This is a genomic window from Streptomyces cacaoi, from assembly GCF_006539165.1.
GTDB lineage: Bacteria > Actinomycetota > Actinomycetes > Streptomycetales > Streptomycetaceae > Streptomyces > Streptomyces cacaoi.
Genome location: NZ_BJMM01000012.1, coordinates 170,800 through 189,379, shown reverse-complemented (window position 1 = coordinate 189,379; position 18,580 = coordinate 170,800). Strand labels below are relative to the sequence as shown.

The 18,580-nt window shown below is 64.1% G+C and carries 22 protein-coding genes; 1 reads left to right on the top strand and 21 read right to left on the bottom strand.

What is annotated here, in order from left to right; all coding sequences use genetic code 11:
- The coding region (locus SCA03_RS14740; protein ID WP_141275433.1) for a histone-like nucleoid-structuring protein Lsr2 at positions 1-208 on the bottom strand (208 nt) is incomplete at its 3' end.
- A gap of 480 nt (positions 209-688) precedes the next feature.
- On the opposite strand from SCA03_RS14740, the gene SCA03_RS14735 reads away from it, so the two are divergent.
- Entirely contained in the window at positions 689-1,867 is a 1,179-nt protein-coding gene (locus SCA03_RS14735) for a DUF3987 domain-containing protein (RefSeq protein WP_158102238.1), read from the top strand.
- 358 nt (positions 1,868-2,225) lie between these two features.
- Here the strand turns inward: SCA03_RS14735 and SCA03_RS14730 are convergent, their stop codons facing one another.
- From SCA03_RS14730 to SCA03_RS14635, 20 genes are all read right to left on the bottom strand, one after another.
- Complete coding sequence (locus tag SCA03_RS14730) at positions 2,226-2,441, bottom strand: hypothetical protein (RefSeq protein WP_086814181.1); 216 nt, start codon at positions 2,439-2,441, stop codon at positions 2,226-2,228.
- 57 nt (positions 2,442-2,498) lie between these two features.
- Positions 2,499-3,416, bottom strand: coding sequence for a peptidoglycan-binding protein (locus SCA03_RS36170; RefSeq protein ID WP_230988676.1), 918 nt, complete (start codon positions 3,414-3,416; stop codon positions 2,499-2,501).
- Positions 3,417-3,426: 10 nt separating this feature from the next.
- Complete coding sequence (locus SCA03_RS14720) at positions 3,427-3,675, bottom strand: hypothetical protein (protein ID WP_086814180.1); 249 nt, start codon at positions 3,673-3,675, stop codon at positions 3,427-3,429.
- 9 nt (positions 3,676-3,684) lie between these two features.
- Positions 3,685-4,905 (bottom strand): glycosyl hydrolase family 28-related protein, encoded by a 1,221-nt coding sequence (locus SCA03_RS14715; RefSeq protein WP_158102237.1) that lies wholly within the window; start codon positions 4,903-4,905, stop codon positions 3,685-3,687.
- A 63-nt stretch (positions 4,906-4,968) separates the two neighbouring features.
- The gene (locus SCA03_RS14710) at positions 4,969-6,552 is read right to left on the bottom strand and encodes a hypothetical protein (RefSeq protein ID WP_086814177.1); all 1,584 of its coding nucleotides are present in this window, start codon (positions 6,550-6,552) and stop codon (positions 4,969-4,971) included.
- Positions 6,553-6,558: 6 nt separating this feature from the next.
- Complete coding sequence (locus tag SCA03_RS14705; protein WP_141275432.1) at positions 6,559-7,155, bottom strand: hypothetical protein; 597 nt, start codon at positions 7,153-7,155, stop codon at positions 6,559-6,561.
- Positions 7,139-8,221 (bottom strand): hypothetical protein, encoded by a 1,083-nt coding sequence (locus SCA03_RS14700; protein ID WP_086814175.1) that lies wholly within the window; start codon positions 8,219-8,221, stop codon positions 7,139-7,141. Before SCA03_RS14700 ends, SCA03_RS14705 begins: the two co-directional genes overlap by 17 nt.
- Positions 8,218-9,201, bottom strand: coding sequence for a hypothetical protein (locus tag SCA03_RS14695; RefSeq protein ID WP_086814173.1), 984 nt, complete (start codon positions 9,199-9,201; stop codon positions 8,218-8,220). The genes SCA03_RS14700 and SCA03_RS14695 overlap by 4 nt, the downstream gene beginning before the upstream one ends.
- Positions 9,202-10,080 (bottom strand): hypothetical protein, encoded by an 879-nt coding sequence (locus SCA03_RS14690; RefSeq protein WP_086814171.1) that lies wholly within the window; start codon positions 10,078-10,080, stop codon positions 9,202-9,204.
- Between the two features lie 11 nt (positions 10,081-10,091).
- The gene (locus SCA03_RS14685) at positions 10,092-12,722 is read right to left on the bottom strand and encodes a hypothetical protein (RefSeq protein WP_141275431.1); all 2,631 of its coding nucleotides are present in this window, start codon (positions 12,720-12,722) and stop codon (positions 10,092-10,094) included.
- A gap of 10 nt (positions 12,723-12,732) precedes the next feature.
- Complete coding sequence (locus tag SCA03_RS14680; RefSeq protein ID WP_141275430.1) at positions 12,733-13,194, bottom strand: hypothetical protein; 462 nt, start codon at positions 13,192-13,194, stop codon at positions 12,733-12,735.
- 11 nt (positions 13,195-13,205) lie between these two features.
- The gene (locus SCA03_RS14675) at positions 13,206-13,550 is read right to left on the bottom strand and encodes a hypothetical protein (protein ID WP_086814167.1); all 345 of its coding nucleotides are present in this window, start codon (positions 13,548-13,550) and stop codon (positions 13,206-13,208) included.
- Between the two features lie 76 nt (positions 13,551-13,626).
- Positions 13,627-14,205, bottom strand: a complete 579-nt coding sequence (locus tag SCA03_RS14670; protein ID WP_141275429.1) for a phage tail tube protein — start codon at positions 14,203-14,205, stop codon at positions 13,627-13,629.
- 81 nt (positions 14,206-14,286) lie between these two features.
- On the bottom strand, positions 14,287-14,715 hold the full coding sequence (locus tag SCA03_RS14665) for a phage tail termination protein (protein ID WP_086814163.1): 429 nt from the start codon (positions 14,713-14,715) through the stop codon (positions 14,287-14,289).
- Positions 14,712-15,014 carry a DUF5403 family protein gene (locus SCA03_RS14660; protein ID WP_086814161.1) on the bottom strand — a complete coding sequence of 101 codons (303 nt, stop codon included), beginning with the start codon at positions 15,012-15,014 and terminating at the stop codon, positions 14,712-14,714. The genes SCA03_RS14665 and SCA03_RS14660 overlap by 4 nt, the downstream gene beginning before the upstream one ends.
- Entirely contained in the window at positions 15,014-15,337 is a 324-nt protein-coding gene (locus SCA03_RS14655) for a hypothetical protein (protein WP_086814159.1), read from the bottom strand. The genes SCA03_RS14660 and SCA03_RS14655 overlap by 1 nt, the downstream gene beginning before the upstream one ends.
- A 3-nt stretch (positions 15,338-15,340) precedes the next feature.
- On the bottom strand, positions 15,341-15,613 hold the full coding sequence (locus SCA03_RS14650) for a hypothetical protein (protein WP_141275428.1): 273 nt from the start codon (positions 15,611-15,613) through the stop codon (positions 15,341-15,343).
- A gap of 245 nt (positions 15,614-15,858) precedes the next feature.
- A complete protein-coding gene (locus SCA03_RS14645) occupies positions 15,859-16,941 on the bottom strand; it encodes a major capsid protein (RefSeq protein WP_086814155.1) in 1,083 nt (360 codons plus the stop codon).
- Between the two features lie 109 nt (positions 16,942-17,050).
- Positions 17,051-17,662 (bottom strand): DUF3450 domain-containing protein, encoded by a 612-nt coding sequence (locus tag SCA03_RS35095; RefSeq protein ID WP_086814153.1) that lies wholly within the window; start codon positions 17,660-17,662, stop codon positions 17,051-17,053.
- Positions 17,655-18,554 (bottom strand): VG15 protein, encoded by a 900-nt coding sequence (locus SCA03_RS14635; protein ID WP_086814151.1) that lies wholly within the window; start codon positions 18,552-18,554, stop codon positions 17,655-17,657. Before SCA03_RS14635 ends, SCA03_RS35095 begins: the two co-directional genes overlap by 8 nt.
- Between the last annotated feature and the right edge of the window lie 26 nt (positions 18,555-18,580).

The window sequence follows — 18,580 nt, the reverse complement described above, 5'->3', positions numbered from 1 at the left end:
CACGGCCGCTGCCCTTTCCGCGTGCGGAACGGCCGCCGGTGCGGCGCCCGTTCTTGAGGAAAGGTTCCAGAGCGCTGCGGAGCTTGTCCGCATTGGTGGTGTTGAGATCGATCTCGTAGGTCTTGCCGTCCAGCGCGAAGACGACCGTCTCGTCCGCCTCGCCGCCGTCCACGTCGTCGACAAGAAGTACCTGGACCTTCTGCGCCATGGCTACATACCCTAACTATTGCGTGAACTGTGAATTCATCGTCCGGGCGGACTCTGCCGGCAGTGCGATGTGATTGAGGCAACCCCATGGACGTATATGCCGCGCGTCGAGGCTCCGGACACGGACAGGCACCGTATCCGCTCAGCCAATCTTTTGGAACTTTGGTTTTTGGGCTTGGTGGCCGTGGTAGCGTAACCGCACTACAAACGGATTCTGTGAAGCTGTAAAGCGTGGCGGCCGTAACGCGTCATCGGCCCTTGCCAGCCGACCAGTTGTGTGGGGCAGCTACGGGTGCCCGGAAAGCGGTGAAGTGGAGCAGGCGACGACGGAAGTAGCGGGAGGGACCTGATGGACGACCGCCCTCACCTCGGAAGCGGTGCGTACCACGGGCTCCTTGGCGAGTATCTGCGGTACATCGAGCCCCAGACAGAAGGGGATCCCGCAGGCATCCTCGCGAGCCTGCTGGCCTCGTATACGTGCATGATCGACAACTCCAGTAGAACGGCCGAGCCATTCGAGCAGCCGATCAATCTCTGGTTCCTCGTGATGGGAGAGACTGGTGAAGGCCGCAAGGGCACAGCGCACTCCGCGGCGGAACAGATGCTGCGGCATGTCGACGAGAATTTCTGGAAGCGCCATCTAACACCTTCCCTCTCATCCGGCGAAGGGCTGATCTACGCCGTCCGGGATGGTATGGACGAGGAAGAGATCGAGCGCCGCGAGGCGAGCGACAAGCCGGGGAAGATCGACTACGGAGTCCATGACAAACGGCTCCTCGTCATCTCCACCGAGTTCGCCACCATCATGGCCAAAGGGCAAGGTGGAACTCTCGGGCCGGTCCTGCGCGATGCCTGGGATGGCAAGGACCTCGCCATCCTCACCATGGACAGCCACTACGCAACCGCCCCGCACATCACTTTGATCGGACAGGTAACTCCTGAAGAGTTCGCGGCTCGGCTCCGCCCCGGCGAGCTGGCCGGCGGCACCTACAACCGGCTCCTGCCGACGTTCGTCCACAAGGTGCGCGACCTTCCCTGGCCCGAACGCCCCGAGGGCCACAAGGAACAACTCCTCAAATTCGCCGCCCGGTTCCGGGACGCGGTCACCTTCGGCCGCACCGGCTGCGAGGTGCGGTTCAGCCGGGCAGCCAAGGACTTCTACACCGGTTCGATCTACCCCGAGTACGTGAACTCTTCCGGCGATTCCGAGGTGATGAAACAGTTCACCACCCGACGCCTGCCTTACCTCGTCCGCGTCGCCGCCGCATACGCGCTCGTCGAACAGCACGAACGTGTCGAAGTGGAAGACCTTGTGGCGGCCAAGAGCGTCGTCGACTACGCCATTGAGTCCGCACGGTACGTCCTCAGTAAGCACCAGGTAGCGAAGACACACAGCCGACAGGCCGACAAGCCCCGTATCGACATCGAAGACGATGCGCAAAAGCTGATCGAAGAGCTGCGCCGGAACCAGAGCGAGGGCGGCGAGGGAATCAACAGGACCGAGCTCTACGCATTGTTCGGCTGGCGGCGCAACAAGCGAGAGATTGATGAGATCCTCCAAGCGACATCCGGCCATGTGACGGCCACCTCAGTCGCTATTCCTGGCTCGCGTAAGCCGCGCACCATATACTGCCTGGCGCAGGCGAAACAGGACAACTAGCGGAAGGCAAGAGAAAATAGAATCCCAGCAGGAAGCCGCCTTCGCCGAACTCGTACAACTATGCGGCGACATCGCGCGGGGGGCGCACGAAAGCGACGAGCACAAGCGCCGGTACGAGGACCTCTGGAGCCGACTCGAAACCACGGGCTATCTGCGCTCGAAGTACGAGGACTACCAGCATCTGGCCGCTGCACCGGGAACCATCGGTTCGCTGGACGACCTCGCCCTGTTCGTCGTCATCTACGACTCGGTGGCCCGGGCCGGTGATGTGGCCAGCCAGCAGCCGTAGCCGAGCCGACGGCATGCGGGCCTGGAAATGAAGAAAGCCCCCACGGCGGTGTGCCGTGGGGGAAGGGCTCTACATCGGGCCGGACATCTCTCTCGCGCTCTGCGTCGCCTTGAGGTTCGCTCTGCGGACCGTCACGCCGCTGACCAGCGTGATGACCGCAGCGATGAAGCCGAGGACCTTGTCCTGGTCGAAGGACACAACGGTGGCAATGAGCGGGATGATGGAGGCCAAGGCGGTGTAGAGACCGGTGGGGTTGGCCTTGACCCAGTCGAGGATCTTGGACATGCGGAACACCTCGCGGAAAAACTGAACTTACTGAACTTTGGCCGCCGGGGAGGCGGGTCAGACGGCCGGGACCTGCAACGCGTCCCACTGCTTGCGCCCCGGCCATCCATCGCAGAACTGGGGCGCATCGCCCAACTTGTGCTGCCACTTACGGAAGGACTCCCGGTCCGCGGCAGTCCACTGAGGCCCCGGCCCCTGGGCGTAGGCGGAGCAGCCGACCGCAACCAGCCGCCGCCCCATGGCCGTCACGATCGGGGAGCGCGGCTGGCGCTTGAAGAAGTCGGCGCCGGGAAACGGCTCGAAGGTCGGCTCGTCCTTGAGCTTGAGCGTCTGGCCGACCCGGATGACATACGGGGCCTTGAGGCCGTTCAGCGAGGCGATCGAGCGCCAGTCGACCCCGAACTTCTCGCCGATCCCCGACAGCGTGTCGCCCTTCTTCACGGTGTATGAGGTCGGCACGTCCGTGCCGCCCTCCTCACCGACGAGCTTCTTGGCCCGGGAGACGATCTGTCCGAGCTGCGCCACGATAGGTGACCCAGGACAGGCGGTGTGACCGCCCCAGGATGCCCCGCCCATCGCGTGATACCCCAGGCCCCGGCCCCCGGGCGAGTGGGTGACCTGGAGCGGCACCCCGTAGGTCCGGTGCGCCCAGGCGAGGACCTCCGCGCAGCGGTCGAGCTGCTTGCCGGTCAGCTTGTCGCCGCCCTTGCCTTCGTTCTCGATACCGAGCCACGTGCTGTTCGCGCTGGCCGCGTGCCAAGCGCGGTCCTTCGTATCGACCCACTGGTAGAGCTGGCCGGCCTTGCCGGTGCCGAAGTGCGCGGAGACTCGGGCAGCGGGGTTGCGGAACCAGGAATCCGTACCGCTCAGCGTTCCGGCCATGATGTGGATGACCACGCCCTTAACAGAGCTCTGACCGTTCTTCGTGTAGTTGACCGAGATGGGGCGCCATGTGGCGCCGGGCATACGTGCCATGTTCCTCCTGTTATTTGTCGGAAAGCAGCCGGTTGAGCTGGTCGCGCAACTGCACGTTTTCCTCGCGTAGCGCGCGCACTTCCTCGCGCAGACCGACGACTTCTTCCTGGAGACGCTCGGCAATCTCCTTGTAGGCGGTTGCTTCTTCCTTCCACGCGTCCCGCATCCCGGCCTTCCATTTCTGAAGGCCGACGCTGATGAAGACCAGGACCGGTACGAGAAGTTCGAGGTGACTCAGGTATTTCGACAGATAGCGCATCGGCTATAACTAAAGGGTCGGCTCGGGGTCGTTTCCGATGTGTACCGTCCCGGAGGGGGCGACGATCGGCCGACCACCGGTCACGCGGTTGAGGTGAATATTCACGTGCGAGGCTCCGGCGTTGGGGACGTAGATCCCATTCACGGCGGTGCCGAGGCTGGCACGGATGAAGTTGCCGATGATCTGCGTTGCGTCGCCCTCGGACATCACGCCGTGACCCGAGTAATGGGAGATCACGTTGTTGGAAACGATGACGCCGCCGGGCGGATTCTGCGCGCCCGTGTACTGGCGGATTTCGATGGAGCCGAAGCCCGTTCCGCCCGCGTGATCGAGGACGTTGTTGGAGACGAGGACCGCATCCGAGGATGTGACTCCCGAAGCGACGCAGATGCCGGCCTTGTAGGTGTCCCGGTCCTTGCCGATGATCACGTTGGAGACGATCTCGGCGTTCTTCCAGTCGTAGGCGCGTACTCCGTAGACGAGGCTGTCCAGGACGAGGTTGTTCACCACGCGGATTCCCTCGTAGCGCTGACCGGTGTGCCCGGCGTGGGAGCCGACGAGCAGCCCCCAGGGCCCGCACTTCTCGGAGGCGTTCGCGGTGCATCCCTCGACGAGGATGTCCTTCGACATGGTGTTGTCGTAGGGCAGGCCGCCCTCCAGGCCGGCCGCGCCGAAAGCACCGTCGATCTGGATCGCCTCGGTGGTCTGCGGGTGGTCCGGCTTGGGCACGGACCCCTCGAAACGGCAGTGGCGCACCTGGCCGCCGTCGATCGCGTTGAACTCGATGGCGTGGTTGTTGGGCTGGTCGAGGAAGCGGGCCTCGCTCACGGAGATGTTCCGGGCGTGCGCGAAGGCCATCATGTTGCCGCCGCCGACCCGGTCGGGGGCGTTGCCGTCCCACGTGCCGCCCACGATGTGGATGTTGCTGCGGCCCGAGTAGCCGGGGTGCTCTTCGTGGCCGTCGAAGTTCTGCACCAGCCGGTTGTGGAGGTTCACGCTGCGGCGGAACACAGCGCCGTCCTCCGCCACCAGCGTCGTGTTCGCGGGCATCAGCAGGCACGGAGCCGGCCAGGTGGGCGCGGAGTCGAGCAGGTACACCCCCGGCGGAGCGATGACGGTGGCGCCGCCCGCGGCGTCCGCCATCTCCAGCACATGCCGGATGGCCGGCGCGTCATCGGCGACGCCGTCACCCTTGGCACCGTAATCACGCAGGTTCAGTACGTTTCCCAAATGCATCTCCTGGGGGCATGAAAAACCCCGGGGAAGATCCCGGGGTGCGTATGGGGAAGGGGCTCAGCGAGGGCCGGGGCTGAACAACGTGCCGCTGATGGTGACGTGGTGGCCCTTGGCGATACGGGCGGTGCCGAACCGGTTCCAGTCCCCGTTGGTCTCCCCGTCGTTCTGCTGCCACAGCACCAGCGTCTTGTTCGTGGGCGACGGCTCGGCGTACACCATCGTGCGGTTCGGCGTGTCCGAACCACGGCTCCAGACACCTGCCACGAATCCCTGCGAGGAGCCGCCCACCGGGAAAGGAAGGTTCACATCGAGGCTGGAGGCTTCGCCGCTGGCAGGGTCCGCGGAGGCGTCCACACTCAGGGCGAAGAACACCACCCCCGGCGCGATGAACTGGTAGGTGATGCTGCCCTGGACGCGGTCCAGGTTCGTCGTCGCCTCGGCCGATACCGGCTCGCCCGGCATCTGGCCCATCGGCAGCTTGCCGCTCTCGTCCAGCGCGGCCACGCCGCCGGGTGCACCCTTCTCGGACGTCGGTACCGCATCCACGAGGGTGGCGGTCGACCCGTCACGGTTCTTCACCGTGAACTGGCCGTCCTGACTGAAGGCGACCACTCCGCCGTCGACTTCGCTCGGCCGGTCCTCGACGTCCGCCAGGGCCACCGGGCCGCCGACGGTGAGCTGGGCGCCGTGCACGAGGTTGTTCGTGCCGATGCCGACGCTGCCGGTCTCCCGCTTCGCGTACAGAACACACGGCTTGCGCTGCCCCGTGTCGCTCCAGGCCGCAAGCTCGAAGTCCGAGCCTGTGTCGCTGCCGGCCTCGTCCTTCTCGTCGACCTGGCACACCCAGCGGTCCACTCCGTTCTGCTGGAAGGAGATCGCCGAGCCCACGTGGCCGCTGTCGGGGAGGGCCTTGACGTCCTTGGCGGTCAGAGCGACGTCGCCTGCGCCATCGGGCTCGATGCCGTTGACCGAGATGACATTGCCCGCGCCGTCGCCCGGATCGCCCTTGGGGCCTTTGAGGTTGGTCTTCATGGACCAGGCGCCGTCGCTGCGGGTGTACAGGTCTCCTGTGGCGGTATCGGCGTACAGGTCGCCGTCAGCCGCCTCGTGGCTCGGAATACCCACGCCGAAGGTCCAGTGGGCGCCAGGCGTGCCCGGGTCCCCCTGGAGTCCCTGCGGCCCCTGCGGCCCCGTCGCGCCGCGGGGGCCTCTGGGGCCGGGCGGGCCGACGACGGGAACGTAGTTGGGCGTCTCGGGGTCGCTCGGGGCCAGGTCCGCCAAGTCCGCGGTCGCCAGCTCGGCGGGGAGCTTGATCGCGTAGGGCGGTCGGTCTATGAAGCCGTCGAGCTTCTCGGTGATCGTGTAGGCCCAGTCGACGGGGTTGGTGGTGCTGTCGGTCGCGGGCACTCTGGCCGAGAAGCTGCCCTGCCCGTCGAGCCGGATGACGGCCGGCCCAGTGACGATCACGTCCTGGTCGCCGAAGGACAAGGCGCCGGGCGGTGTGATCTCGACCTTGCCCGAGTACGGCAGGCCATTCGGGCTCAGGTACGTCCCGGTGAGTACCACGGTCGGGATGCCCTCGGGGAGCTGTCCGGGATCGCCCTCGGTGATGTCGTCAAACCAGAAGTAGCGTCGGGACATTCCACCTCATTGATAAATTGGGTTGTTGCGGATGAGGGTGAGCGAGCCGTCAACCTGTGGATGGCCGGAGATACTCTCCTCTGCATAGGTTCCGAGGGGGAACCCGACGGCGTAACTCGGTGGGCCTGCGAAGACGCACAGCCCCGATTCCTTGTCGCGTTTGGTGGCCTTGTAATGCACGCGTATCGTCTTCCAAATCCACGAGTCGTCGAATCCGATGGGGTCCGAGTGGATCCAGCAGAAGGAGGCGAGATGGGTGTAATAGTCTCCGACCTTCGACGTGCTCACTGCGAGGGAATCGGTCCGCCCGCCCAGCGCGCTCTCCAGCCAGAACTCGGCGGACACATCCGCGAGTTTCCCGCCGGATTCCGGGATGAAGAATGGGAACGCAACGTGCACCACCTCCATGTTCATGCCGGTTGAGTTGACGTACCCCAACACGCCGGCTGTGCCTTCCAAGTCGCGGGAAGAGCTATTGCCCACGGGCAGCGGTTCGTTGACCGACCCTTGACGAGGGCTGCGCTCCAGCGCGGAGAGACGCCGTTGTATGTCCGCCAGCTCTCGCACCAGTGAGGGAGGCATGGCATTACTCTGATTCGCCAATCCCGTACACCTCCTTATTGGCGAGGGACAGGCTCGTCTCTTCCCGCCCGGCCGTATCGACGCTGATGGACCGGGAGGTGATCACAAAATCATCGTTCACTCTGACGTATCCCTGTTGGACGTACACGGTTCCGGTGTCCCCGGGGGAGAAGGCGAAAGGGTCGAGGTCCGGATACAGCGTCAGCGAGGGGACGGCGATCGGTGTCTTCCCTGCGCTAGCGAGAGAGGCAGCCTTGGAGCGGAGTGTGTGCCGGTCCTTCGCGTCCGTGTAGGACTTCACCACGTTCTTCCGGGGCATCCGCGCATACAGGCCAGCATTCGTCGCCGACTCGATCGGCCGGCGACCGGACTTGTCCTGGGCCCCGAGGGCGTAGGCGTGGGTGGCCAGCGACGCGGAGTCGTAGGTCACCTTCTTCACGTTGCAGGTCTGTTTGTGCACCAGCCTGAAAGGAACGACGGAACCGCCCCGCGAGGTGCGCACGAAGCGGTTTCCAACCAGTTTCCCCCTATTCATCCAGAACGGCATGATCCGGAAATTGAAGCCCCGGTCATCTTCGGCGATCTCTTCAATGGCATCACCGATGGACTTGAATTCACTGACGTCCCAAGACCGGCGGGTGGAGACGGCATCGGTGTTGATGTACCGGGTGTCGGTGTCTATGCCACCGTTGCTGTTGGCGTACTCGATCCAGTTCCGCAGATGCCAACTCTGGTTCACCTTGCTGTTGTTGCCGTTGTAGCCGCGGTCGAGGTGGACGTTCTCGTAGTGGGAGAAGTACCCGGTGCCGCTCAGGCTGACCTTGTTGGCATCCAGGTCGGCGTCGGCTGCCCACAAGAACCCGCCCCATACCGGGTCCCCGTCCCGGAGAACCACCAGGCCGGACCCACCAGTCCACAACGAGTCGCTGGTGATCCCGGGGACGTTGGCGGGGATCTCCGCTCTGATCGAGCCGGCTGCGTTGAGCTCGTCCACGTAGTTCAGCGACGCGATCGGTAGCGGCTCGATGACCGCGCCCGTGCGGGCCTCGACGTGCAGGAGTTCGTATGTGTGCCCAGTGGCGATCAACTGACCTCCATCAGGTCGTAGTTGTACGGGTCTTTCGCCAAGGAGGTGTTGATGTACAGGTTGCGGACATGGCCGACCGTCGCGGCCTCGATACTCAGGTCTTTGCGCAGGGCGATGCGGCACACCGGCCCGTTGACGGTGATGGTCTGTCCTGCCGCTGCGTATGCGTTAGCGATCGGCCGGGTGATGGACTCCGGGGCGTAGCCGATGACGTGGTAATCGCCCCACGCGATGCCGGCCTCGTCCTTGGAATAGACGATGCCGACCCGACCGGATATCTGCCACGAGTCCGAGGACTCCCGGATGTACAGCTCACCGGTCGGGGTGATCGTCCCGGCCTTCGAATCGGTGAAGGACCTCACCAGGGACACCTCCTTCCACGGGCCGAAGTCCGGGGTGTGCCAACTCTCATCGTGAGCTGTCCACCGCTGGCCAGTGCCGATGTCGACGCACTGAGCCCCGCGGCGGAACAAGGAGATGTCCGGCAGGACGCCGCCCCAGTCGACGCCCACCACGCCCGGGGCAGGAGAGAGGAACTGGTCCTTGTAGGCACCGCTGAAGCGCACGTCGCGGATGCTGAACTGGCCGGTGGCCGTGATGTCCACCCAGGCGACAGCAAGGGCCTCGGCCGGTCGATCAGGTGCCTTGCTGCCTGAGCCTCGGATGAGCTCGTAGAGCACCTGCGTGCCATCGGTGCGCAGCACGACCAAGTCGCGCCGCGGGGTTCCCGTGCTCGCCGGCACCTCGACAGAGCCGCCTGCGCTGGCGAGCGGCCTGTGCCCGCCTCCGACCAGTGCGAGGTAGGCCGTTCCGCTCGCGACGACCACCGAGCGCGAGCCGGTGTCGGCGCGGGGTGCGAAGTGCCCTACCGACGCAAGGAGATGGCCCCCACCGCCGTCGGTGAGGACCATGTCGGTGTACACAGACATCTGGGCGGCGGAATACGTTTCACCGTCCCGGAAATAGACGAAGTCAGCCATCTACACCCACACATCCCGCCAGGAAATCGTTGCTCGTGCTTGTGTGAATTCGTCGCCGTGCGTGAGAGCGACCCAGTTGGCGCCCGGGGCGAACCGGAGCCACGTCGAGGACGGAGCCGCCAGGGCGTTCGGCAGTGGCCGCCCCCTGGGATCGCTCAAGGTGCCCGTGTCGAAGTCGGCGAGCAGCTCCCCGTTGGAGCGGGCCTCGAAGTGAGCGCCGCTGGTCACGTGCGTGAGGCGAGGGTTGACCGCGTCCTCGAAATGAACCAGCGGCCGTACCGGTTCGGAGCCGCGGACCTCGATTCTTTGGAACTTTGGTTTTTGGAGGGGACCCTGCCGTTCCTGGAACAGCAGGGGAGCGGCCATGGGCACCGCCAGGCCCTCGGTGGGCCCGAGCGGCGGGGCGGCCGTGGTCGTCACGCGCGTCCTACGCATCTCCTGCGAGTACAGGCGCGGGTCCGTGGCGAACAGGCTCACGGTGACGTCTGTCGCGTACCGGGCGAACGCCTCGGTCATCGTGACGTCCCGCTTACGTGGCCGGCACATGACGAAGGCGGTCTCGCCGCGACACAGGCCCGGCAGCCGGAAGCGGAACGGCAGCTCCTCACGCCCAGCCGCGAAGGCGGTTTGGAGGGCGTTGACCACTCGGGCGAACTGGTCGTCGTAGCGTGACTGTACCCGCAGTGAGAGCGTGATCTCCCGGCCGCCGAGGAAGTCGTCCCCCGGCCACAGGCCATCGCGCTGCACAAGTTCCAGGTCGGACGACCGGATGTCGGGCAGTGAGAGAAGCCCTTCGATTTCCTTGATGAATATGGCAGAGTCCGGGGAATTCAATATGAGCCCGTCGTATTCGCAGGTCCATTCTTCCAACTCCGCCATGTATCTCCTCTCTAGACGACGGCTCTGGTGCGCAGAGCCCAGGCCACCTCGCGGCCGATTTCGTACGGATTGGCGTCTGTATTCGCCGTGACATTGACCGTTGTGGTACGGGGCGACGGCTGCGGTGCGACACCGCGGTCCCGGTCACCGAAGACATCGCGCAGGAGTCGCGCGCTGGTGCGGTATGCGGTCTGGCTGGCTGGCTGCGTGTCAAAGGAGTCCCCAGTAGGCAGCGGAGCAGCAGCCAGCATGGTGAACGGGGAGAGGCCCGGAGCCATACGCAGTTTCACATCGGCAGAAAAGGGAGTGATGTGCGGTAGCCCTTTTCCTCCGACCTTCGGGACCCAGCTGGGAATTTTGAGATGGTCAGCCAGTCCGTTCCACCAACCGATTATGGTGTTGAGCACCGCTTTCACCCCATTCTTCAGGCCCTCGAACGCACCCGTCATGGCGCTTATCGCCTTGGACACCCACCGTTTGCCGCCCTCCATCGCCCGACGAATACCGTCGCCGATACCCGACCAGATGGACAGCACCTGCGCCTTGAGCCCATTCCACCAACCCTTTATGGTGGAAATGCATGACCCGACAAAATCGGAGGCTGTGGATATTGCATTCACAACCCAGCCCTTGATCACCTGCCAGTAGTGGCCGGTAGTCTCTGCCAAGGAGCTCCAGGCATCTCTGCACCAGGACACGAATGCCAAAATCGCGTCCCATAGTGCGCTCACAACCGAACGCAAAATCCCGTAGGCTGTGACGAGAGGGACCATCAGGTAAAGCATGTAAGGGAGCAAATGACCGACTATCGGAGCCAAGAATCCCATCATTTCAGCGAAAAGCTGGCTGATGCTGATGAGTGTATCCAGCACGTCGGCATTCAGGATTTCCGCGAAAAAATCTATGAAGCTCTGCGTCAGCTCAGTTATCGCCTCGACTACTTCCCCTCGGGAGAAGTAATTGAGAAGCCCGATGATAGCATCGGTGATGGATTCGATAATCTCCGGCGACGCTTCGGCCCAAGCGGTGAGAAACTTCGAAAGTACGGGTATAAGATTCTCGAAGGACTCACTCAAAGCGCCCATCACTAGAGGTGTTACCTCTGCCAAATCCGCCATGAGTTCAGCCATCGGCGTAGCAGTGCGGGCCAGCAGCTCCATCATGGATTCGAAGGCGTCGCCGAAAGCGGCCCCATGCTTGGTCGCCGTCGCGAACCAGGTGCCCACGGATTTTCCGAGGACTGCCAATCCGTCGGATATGCTCTGCATAAAAGCAGCGAATCCGCTGGAACTCAGCCCCACCGACAACAGCGGACTCATGGCATCCATGAGCCGGGCCGCTCCCTCCGCGAATTTGCCGACAGCCGGCGCCCCCGACGATAGGGCGACGAGGAGTCGTGCAAAGGAAGGCAGCAGCATGCTGACCGAATTGCCGATCTCGTTGACCACCACAGCGAGCTTCGACCCGTGGACGGCCAAAATCTGGAAGAAGCGCCCCAGGGATTGGCCTACGGTGTTCATAAGCCCGGCAAGCGACTGAGCGAACCGCGCGAAACCGCTGGTGCTCATCGCGTCGGCGAGCGCAGATGTCAGCGATGTCAGCCCGCGCATGAAGCCTCGAATGAAAACTTCGAGGTGTTTCGAGGCGGCAGCGAAGGCGCGCTTGAGTTCCGGCGCCCAGTTGTCAAGCATTCTGTTGATCAGCGGAATCTGCTTTTTGAATTCCGTAAACAAGGGCTGAACGGCCTTGGTGAAGATGCCCGAGACCTTCTTTTTCAAAGAGGCGAAGGACTTCTTCATCTTCTCGTTCTGGGCGATGATGAGCGCGCCGACGCCGAGCACGGCAAGTGGCGCAGCCGCAAGGGCCGCTACAGCAATCGCGGCGCCGACCATGGCCGCAGCCATCACAGCGAGAAGACTGAGAATGGCAATTACGGAACTGATGATCACCACCAGCGCAGACCCGAGAGCGGCGATGGCCCCCACCAGGGCGATAGCCGCCCACGTGACCAGGCCGAACATCGCCGACATCATGGCCATCTGCACAATGAGCATCGGTATATTGGTCGAGTTGACCAATATATTCGCCGCCATTTCACCCATCACGGTGGCGAAGGCGTCAACCTTTTCCCCAGCCTTTGACAGGGCTTGGCTGACCGTCCGGAAAGCCTGGCTGGCCCACTGGGCCGCCTCGTTCAGCTTCCCCGCGACCCAGCCCGCTGCTTTTCCCAGACCAGAAAGGGCCATGGCCCCGACCTTGGCGAGCGCGGACCCGGCCAGATATACGGAACTGAGCGCTGTGCGCACCGTCATACCGAGGACACGGCCCACCTGCGTAAGGCTGCGGCGGTTGGAATGCGCGTGCACTGTGACGTGCCGGTCCCGCGTGATCGCAGCCAACTGTGCCCGTGCGCGGGCAGTATCCGCATCAACGCGAATGTCTATTTCCCGGTCGCGGGTGAGCTCTTCGAGCCGTGCCTGGGCTCGCCTCGTGTCGAGGTCCAGGTTGACGGACACCTCGGTCATCGCCTCGACTCGGGCGAGATATGCCTCAAGACGCTGCTTGAAGAGGGAGGTGTCAGGCAGGACGCGTACATTTACGCGCCCTACCGTCTTTCCTCCGGGGCTGGCGCCGGCAGCCATGGGCACCCCCTTACGTCAGTTTGAACGGAGTGCCGTCACCCCCCATCCCGGATCGGGAAAGCACGTCCTGTGGAATAGGAAACGAAGAATTATTCGATTGACCTGCTGGCGGCTCTGCACGTAGGGCCTCGGCGAAGGGGTTGGAGGTTGTCTCCTTTGTCTTGCGCCGTGGGGTGGGGTACGGGGGAGGTTGCTTTACGCCGCGGGGGCTCTTGCTATTGGACTTGGCTACGGTCGTATGGAGCCCATGAATGGCGTCGATAACGTCAGCAAGCATGAACGCGGTCCGGTCCCAGCCTCTCTCTTTTTCGTCGGAGAGTTGCCGGTTGTGGAATGCCGAATCGAGAGGAAGCTCCGCAATCAGTGCGAGACACCGGCGAGGAGATAGGGAACCTCGGAAGACATCGAGAATGTCCAGCCCGTAGTACCTGCGGAAATCCGCAGTGATCTCCGTGCCGTGGTCGTCGATCATCGAGCGGAGCGTCAGGATTCCGGGACCTGAGCCGTCTCCATCCAGGCATTGAAGATTGCTTCCCGGGACTTGAGCGGGAGGGAATCGAGTGCCTCCTGCATGGCGGTCCGCTTGTCGCAGGCGGTCACAAGGCACGCGTCCATGGTCTCGATCTTCGAGGATTCCTTGGTCTTATCGTCCTGGAGGATATCGATGTACTTCAGGACGAGCTTGAAGTCCGCGCCCGGAAGGCTTTCGAAGGGGCGGATCGTGATGACTTCTCCGTGGGCGTCGGTAAATTCCACGCCAGGAGCGGTAGTGGCTTCGTTGAGGAGGTCATCGAAGGTGAGCTGAATAGACAAAGTAATCCCTTTCATGGTGTCTTCCCTTTCTCGGGCGAGAAGGCCCCTGGCTCCGGAAAGGGAGAAACAGAGCCAGGGGCCGGTATTTGTACTACTCGGACGGCGGCGGGGGGATTTCACTCAGCGGTGCCTTCGGAAAGACCTTTCCGAGGCTGGTCCGGCCGCTGATTACGCCGCTGAGGATTGTGGCCTTTACGGGCACCTCGGTGATCGCGGTCGGGTCCAGAGTGATGGAGTCGGATCCGACAATGGAGGTGCGTGGGTAGTACCAGCCGACGACGTTCGATCCGTCGGAGGCGATGATGAACATGGCCTTTTCAACCGGGGTGGGCTGCGCCGGGATCGTGAAATTGCCGTCCTTGTCGACGGCGTCCTTTGTGGCGCCGTAGTACAGCTGAAGGGTTTCGACCGTGATATCTTCGAGGTTGATCGTGAGCGAATACGTCTTGGACGGGTTAGTCGACGTGATGTTGGGGTCCTGCCACGAGCCGAGAGTCTCCGGGTCGTCGCCGTCGACTGACATCTCAATGCCGTTCTCGATACTCGTATTGCCGATACTCGTCCATCCGTCCGGCGCCTCGGCCGGCGCGAACGGGAAAGCGGGGGCCGGCGTACTGGCCTCTGCTACGTAGACATAACCGGTGCCAGGCACAATGACGTCATGAGCCAAGGAACCTCCTCCTGAAAATGGGCATGAAAAAAGCCCCCTGGGAGAGGGCTAGAACTTTGGAAGTTTGGTCTTTGGAGGCGCCTAGCTCGGGCGGGTGTTGAGCAGGTAGGAGGCCACGAACCGGTAGATGTCCGGATGATTGAGGTTCGTGTCCCCTGCCGAATACATGGGCCCGGTGACCTCACGGAAGTGCGACAGGTAGCCGCCGTACTCTGTGGCCGCGAACTGCGCTTGAGCCGCCGTGTACAAAGCTTGCCTGACGGAGCGGGCCAGGAGAGACGCCTCCCTGCGGTCACTGGCGAAGGCGTGGACGGTGAAGACGGACGAGTCCAAGTACCGGGGGTCCACGGCGGAGCCAGCCGACTTCCGCGCCATGACGAGCGGGAAGAGTCTCCCCCAGTCGTTCGGCATAGCGATCACGTGCGTCACCGGCCGTCCTCCCAACTCGGGCAGGTAGGCGCGCAGGGCCTCCAGCACAATGCCTTCGGCGTCCGGCAGCACCGGCGTCACGACAGTGCCTCCTCGATGACTCCGATTCCGTCGACCCACTTGAGCTTCGGTCCCGCCTTCTCACGGCGAAGCCAGTGGCCGTAGTTGACGGACACGATGTGCGGGTGATCGAAGTCGACGGCGTAGCCCTTGCGGTGCCGGACGACCTTGATGTGGCTGAGCAAGTGACCGGTCTCCACATGCCGGCCGGCCTTGGCACGGGCCTTGCCCGCCTGGTGCTCGGCCGCGTCCTTGACCTCGTCGAGAACCTCGGGCAGCCCGGCCACCAGATCGGCGGTGTTGCGGTCGACGTTCGCCATCAGCCCCGCCTTTCGATCACTGCTGTCACGAACTGCGTGCGTGCCGAGCCGCGGTGCAGCCGCGGGATCTCGGAGACGGTCCACGAAGCGCCGTCCATCTCCACGTGCGACCAACGCTCAGCGGGCGCATCCCTAGTGATCACCTTGTACCGCGCTGGTTCCGACCAGCCCTGTGAGCTGTTGTCGTCCGCGTCGATCGGCTGGACGAAGGCACGAATCCTGTGTGCCTTACCGACGCCGGGCACCTGGCCGCCGTACCCGTCATCAACGAGGGGCTTCTCGTAGACGACCAGGTCGACCGGAGCCTTGTCCCAGATCGCCATCCGTCACCCCCCGAACCAGAGGGACGCGCCATCACTGGGCCCCCAGACGGTGTTGTCGTTCGGCTCGTACGGGTAGAAGCGCCTCCGGGCGATGCCGACGTTCCTGTCCACAGGAGTGGAGTGCAGCCGGGTCTTGTGCGCGAGCCTCTCCAACAGAGCGACCTCCCCCTTCGAGGGGGCGAAGCCACTGGCCGCGCTCTCGGAGTAGCGGTAGGAGTATTCGCCCGCCTGCTCGGAGACGAAGTTGTCCGGGTTGCGCAGGCGCCGCTCGCTCATGGCGAGGACCACGGACGTCACCGCGCCGGGCACCGGTGCTTCGGTGCGCCCCCACCGTGGATCTCCGTAAGCGCGAGCCAGCTCGGATGCGTCCTGCAAGGCCGCCTCAGCCTGGGCCCGTTCCGTCTCGCTTGACAGAGGTCGGCCAAGACGCGTTTCCAACTCGTCGACCGTTGCGAGTGCGTTGACCAATCGGCCTCCTCTCGGGCCAGAACGAGGGGCGGCACGTGGCCGCCCCCGGCTGGTCACTTCTTGGCGGACTTCGCGCCGGACTTGAAGGTCTCCTGATCCTCGGGCTTCTCCGGCTGCTCGGGAGCCTGCTTGGTCAGCACGAGCTTGGAGCGCAGCCCGCGGATGACGGACTGGACCGGGCTGCCCTGGCCGTCGACGACGACCTTGCCGTCCTTGTCGCGGGTCGCATCCTTGAGGACGGTCACGCCGACGTAAGTCGACAGGAAGGACCGCTCGCTCGCGGTGGACGAGTTGTAGTCGCGAATCCATCGGAGCGCGTAACCGCCCTCGGCGGACGAGGTCCCCGCGGCGACGCCACCCGCCGGAACGACCGGCGCTCGCGTGACGAGCTGAATGGCCGAGGTGTGGTACGCGTACAGACCCAGCGGCTCGACGCGGTTGTCCTGGAGCAGGGTGAAGCCGTGCAGCTTGCCGATCACGCTCTCGCGGAGGGCCGAGTCGGAGCCGGCCGCGCTCGCGTCGGTCAGGTTCGGGTCGTTCATGAGCCAACCCGCAACCGTCGAACCGAGCACGAGGTACCTCCCGGCGACGGGAACGTTCTGCGCGGTGAGCCGGGCCGAGAGCTGGCTGATAGCGAAACGGATCTGCTGCGCGGCGTTCACGTAGTCACCGTTCGCTGGACGGTCGTTGTCGTCGACCTCGATCTCAATCGCCTCCGCCTCCGGGAACTCGGCGAAGGCGGAGGCGACGACGCGTTCCATGCGGTTGACGATGGCCTCCGTCTGCGGCATGACCACCTGACCGGTGAAGTCCTCGACGCCAAGCGACAGCTCCGCATCCGACAGGTCGATGGCGCTGTAGACGTGCTGATCCAGCTTGATGGGCAGGACCTGCTCGTTCAGCGACTCGGTCTTGATCGTGCGTGACCCGGCCGGAGAGCCGTCGTCAATGCCCTCCTGAAAGCCGTTGAGGATGCTGGGGCGCCGAATGTTGACGACGTGGCCAGCGGCGCCCGTGAAATCAGAATCAGGATGCTTCTGAACAGTTCCGGAAAGCACAACAGCCGCCTCGATGTTAGCGAGGGCGGCCGATGCGAGCTTGTCCGTGTAGACGATTCCATTGGTAGCAGTAGGCAAACGGAGGCTCCTTCAAGTGGGCATAAAAAAGACCCCTGGAAGGGGGCAGGGAGCCGGCCATCCGAAGGGGCTGTTCTCGTCGTGCTTTTCAGTTGTGGGGGAGTAGTTGTCAGATTCCGGAGAGACCCGCGCGCTTCCGGTACTGCTGGACGAAAGCCTTTGCGTCGAAGGCCCGCTCGGTCGGATCAAGCCCACCCTTGCCGACGCTGCTCTTGCGAGGCGCGCCCAGCAGCGTGGCGAGCTTCTTGGCGTCTTCCTCGATCGCCCCCTCGTCATCCCCGGACAGCCGGGCAACGAGTTCCGCGGGGAGTCGATAGCGAGCCCCGACGGTTTGACGCAGGAGCTGCTTCTCGACCGCCTGTACACGGCCGTTCGCGGCCTCCAGCTCAGCCTTGACCTTCTCAGCGGAGTCCGCCTGGTCGGTCAGCTCGGCCTGCTTCTTCTCCAACTCCTCGAACTCAGCCCGGAGCGCCTCATAGCGCGCCTTGTAGTCCTCGGCCTCGCGTCGCACCGCCTCCACGTCGACGGTGGGCGTGGCATCGTCCTGGCCCTTCGGGGTATCCGTGAGCGCCTCACCTGCGCTGGGCTCGGGCTGCTTGGCGCCCGGCATGTCCGAGGGCTTCGGCGTCTCCTGCTCGCTTTCTGCCTCGTCCGGCCCCGCCTCGGGGCCGGGCGCCTCGCCAGGCTCCTGCGGGGTAAGGCTCTCGGTCTCGTCAGCCATGTAGGTCTCCCTTTCGGTTCTTTTGGTCAAGCCATTCACGGAATTCGGATACGGAACCGGCGCCGGACTGCTTCCAGAGCTTCTGGGCTTCTCGGACAGTGGCATGCAACTGGTCACCCTTGAATACGGGAACTGCTTCACAGCCGCAATGGGGGTGGAATTTCCGTCCCTCAGTGGTGAGTTCGCCAGAGCGCTTCGATCCGTAGTCGGCGCCGCGGGAGGCGAGCATCACACAGAATGCGCAGGCGTCCCCGTCGGTGACGCGGGCCCAACCGACGGGCCGACCCCGCCCCTTGTCATTCTCAACCGCTTCCTCAACGGCCTCTCTCCCGCCGTTTTGGACGATCCGCTGAGCCTCCCCGGCAATGTTGACGCCGATCTTCTCAACGAGGTCCTGAAGGCCGGCGACGAAGTCGCTGGGGTCCCGGCGGTCCCTGTACGTGCGCTCATATCGCTTCACCCGTGCGTGGCCCTTCACGTAGAGAGAAGTCGCCGAAGTCCGCCATGCATGCTGCTCGTCGTACTTCCGCCAGGGCGAGGGATCGAGCTTCACCTTCTCGCTGCCGCCGGGGGCGCCGGCTTTGCCCGCCAGGCGGTAGAAGTCCTTCCACAGCGCACCGAGCGTCGTTTCCGCTGAGCTGTCGACCTGCACCGACTCCCCCGTAGCCAGGGCCCGGTGCAGCCGATAGAACGCCTGCCCCAGCGCGTGAGACTGCTTCCGGAAGCCATTGATCACCTTGAACCAGCGCTTCAGCCAGGGGCTCGGATCTCCCAACAGCAGGGCCGGGGTGACCTCGTCCCACATGGACAAGGTCTTCTCCACGGCCTTGGCGCCGAGTGCGGCCTGCGCCTGCATGTACAGGTCGGTGACCTTGTCCCTGGGCTGACTCACAGACCCCCCTTGACTTGCCCTTGAAA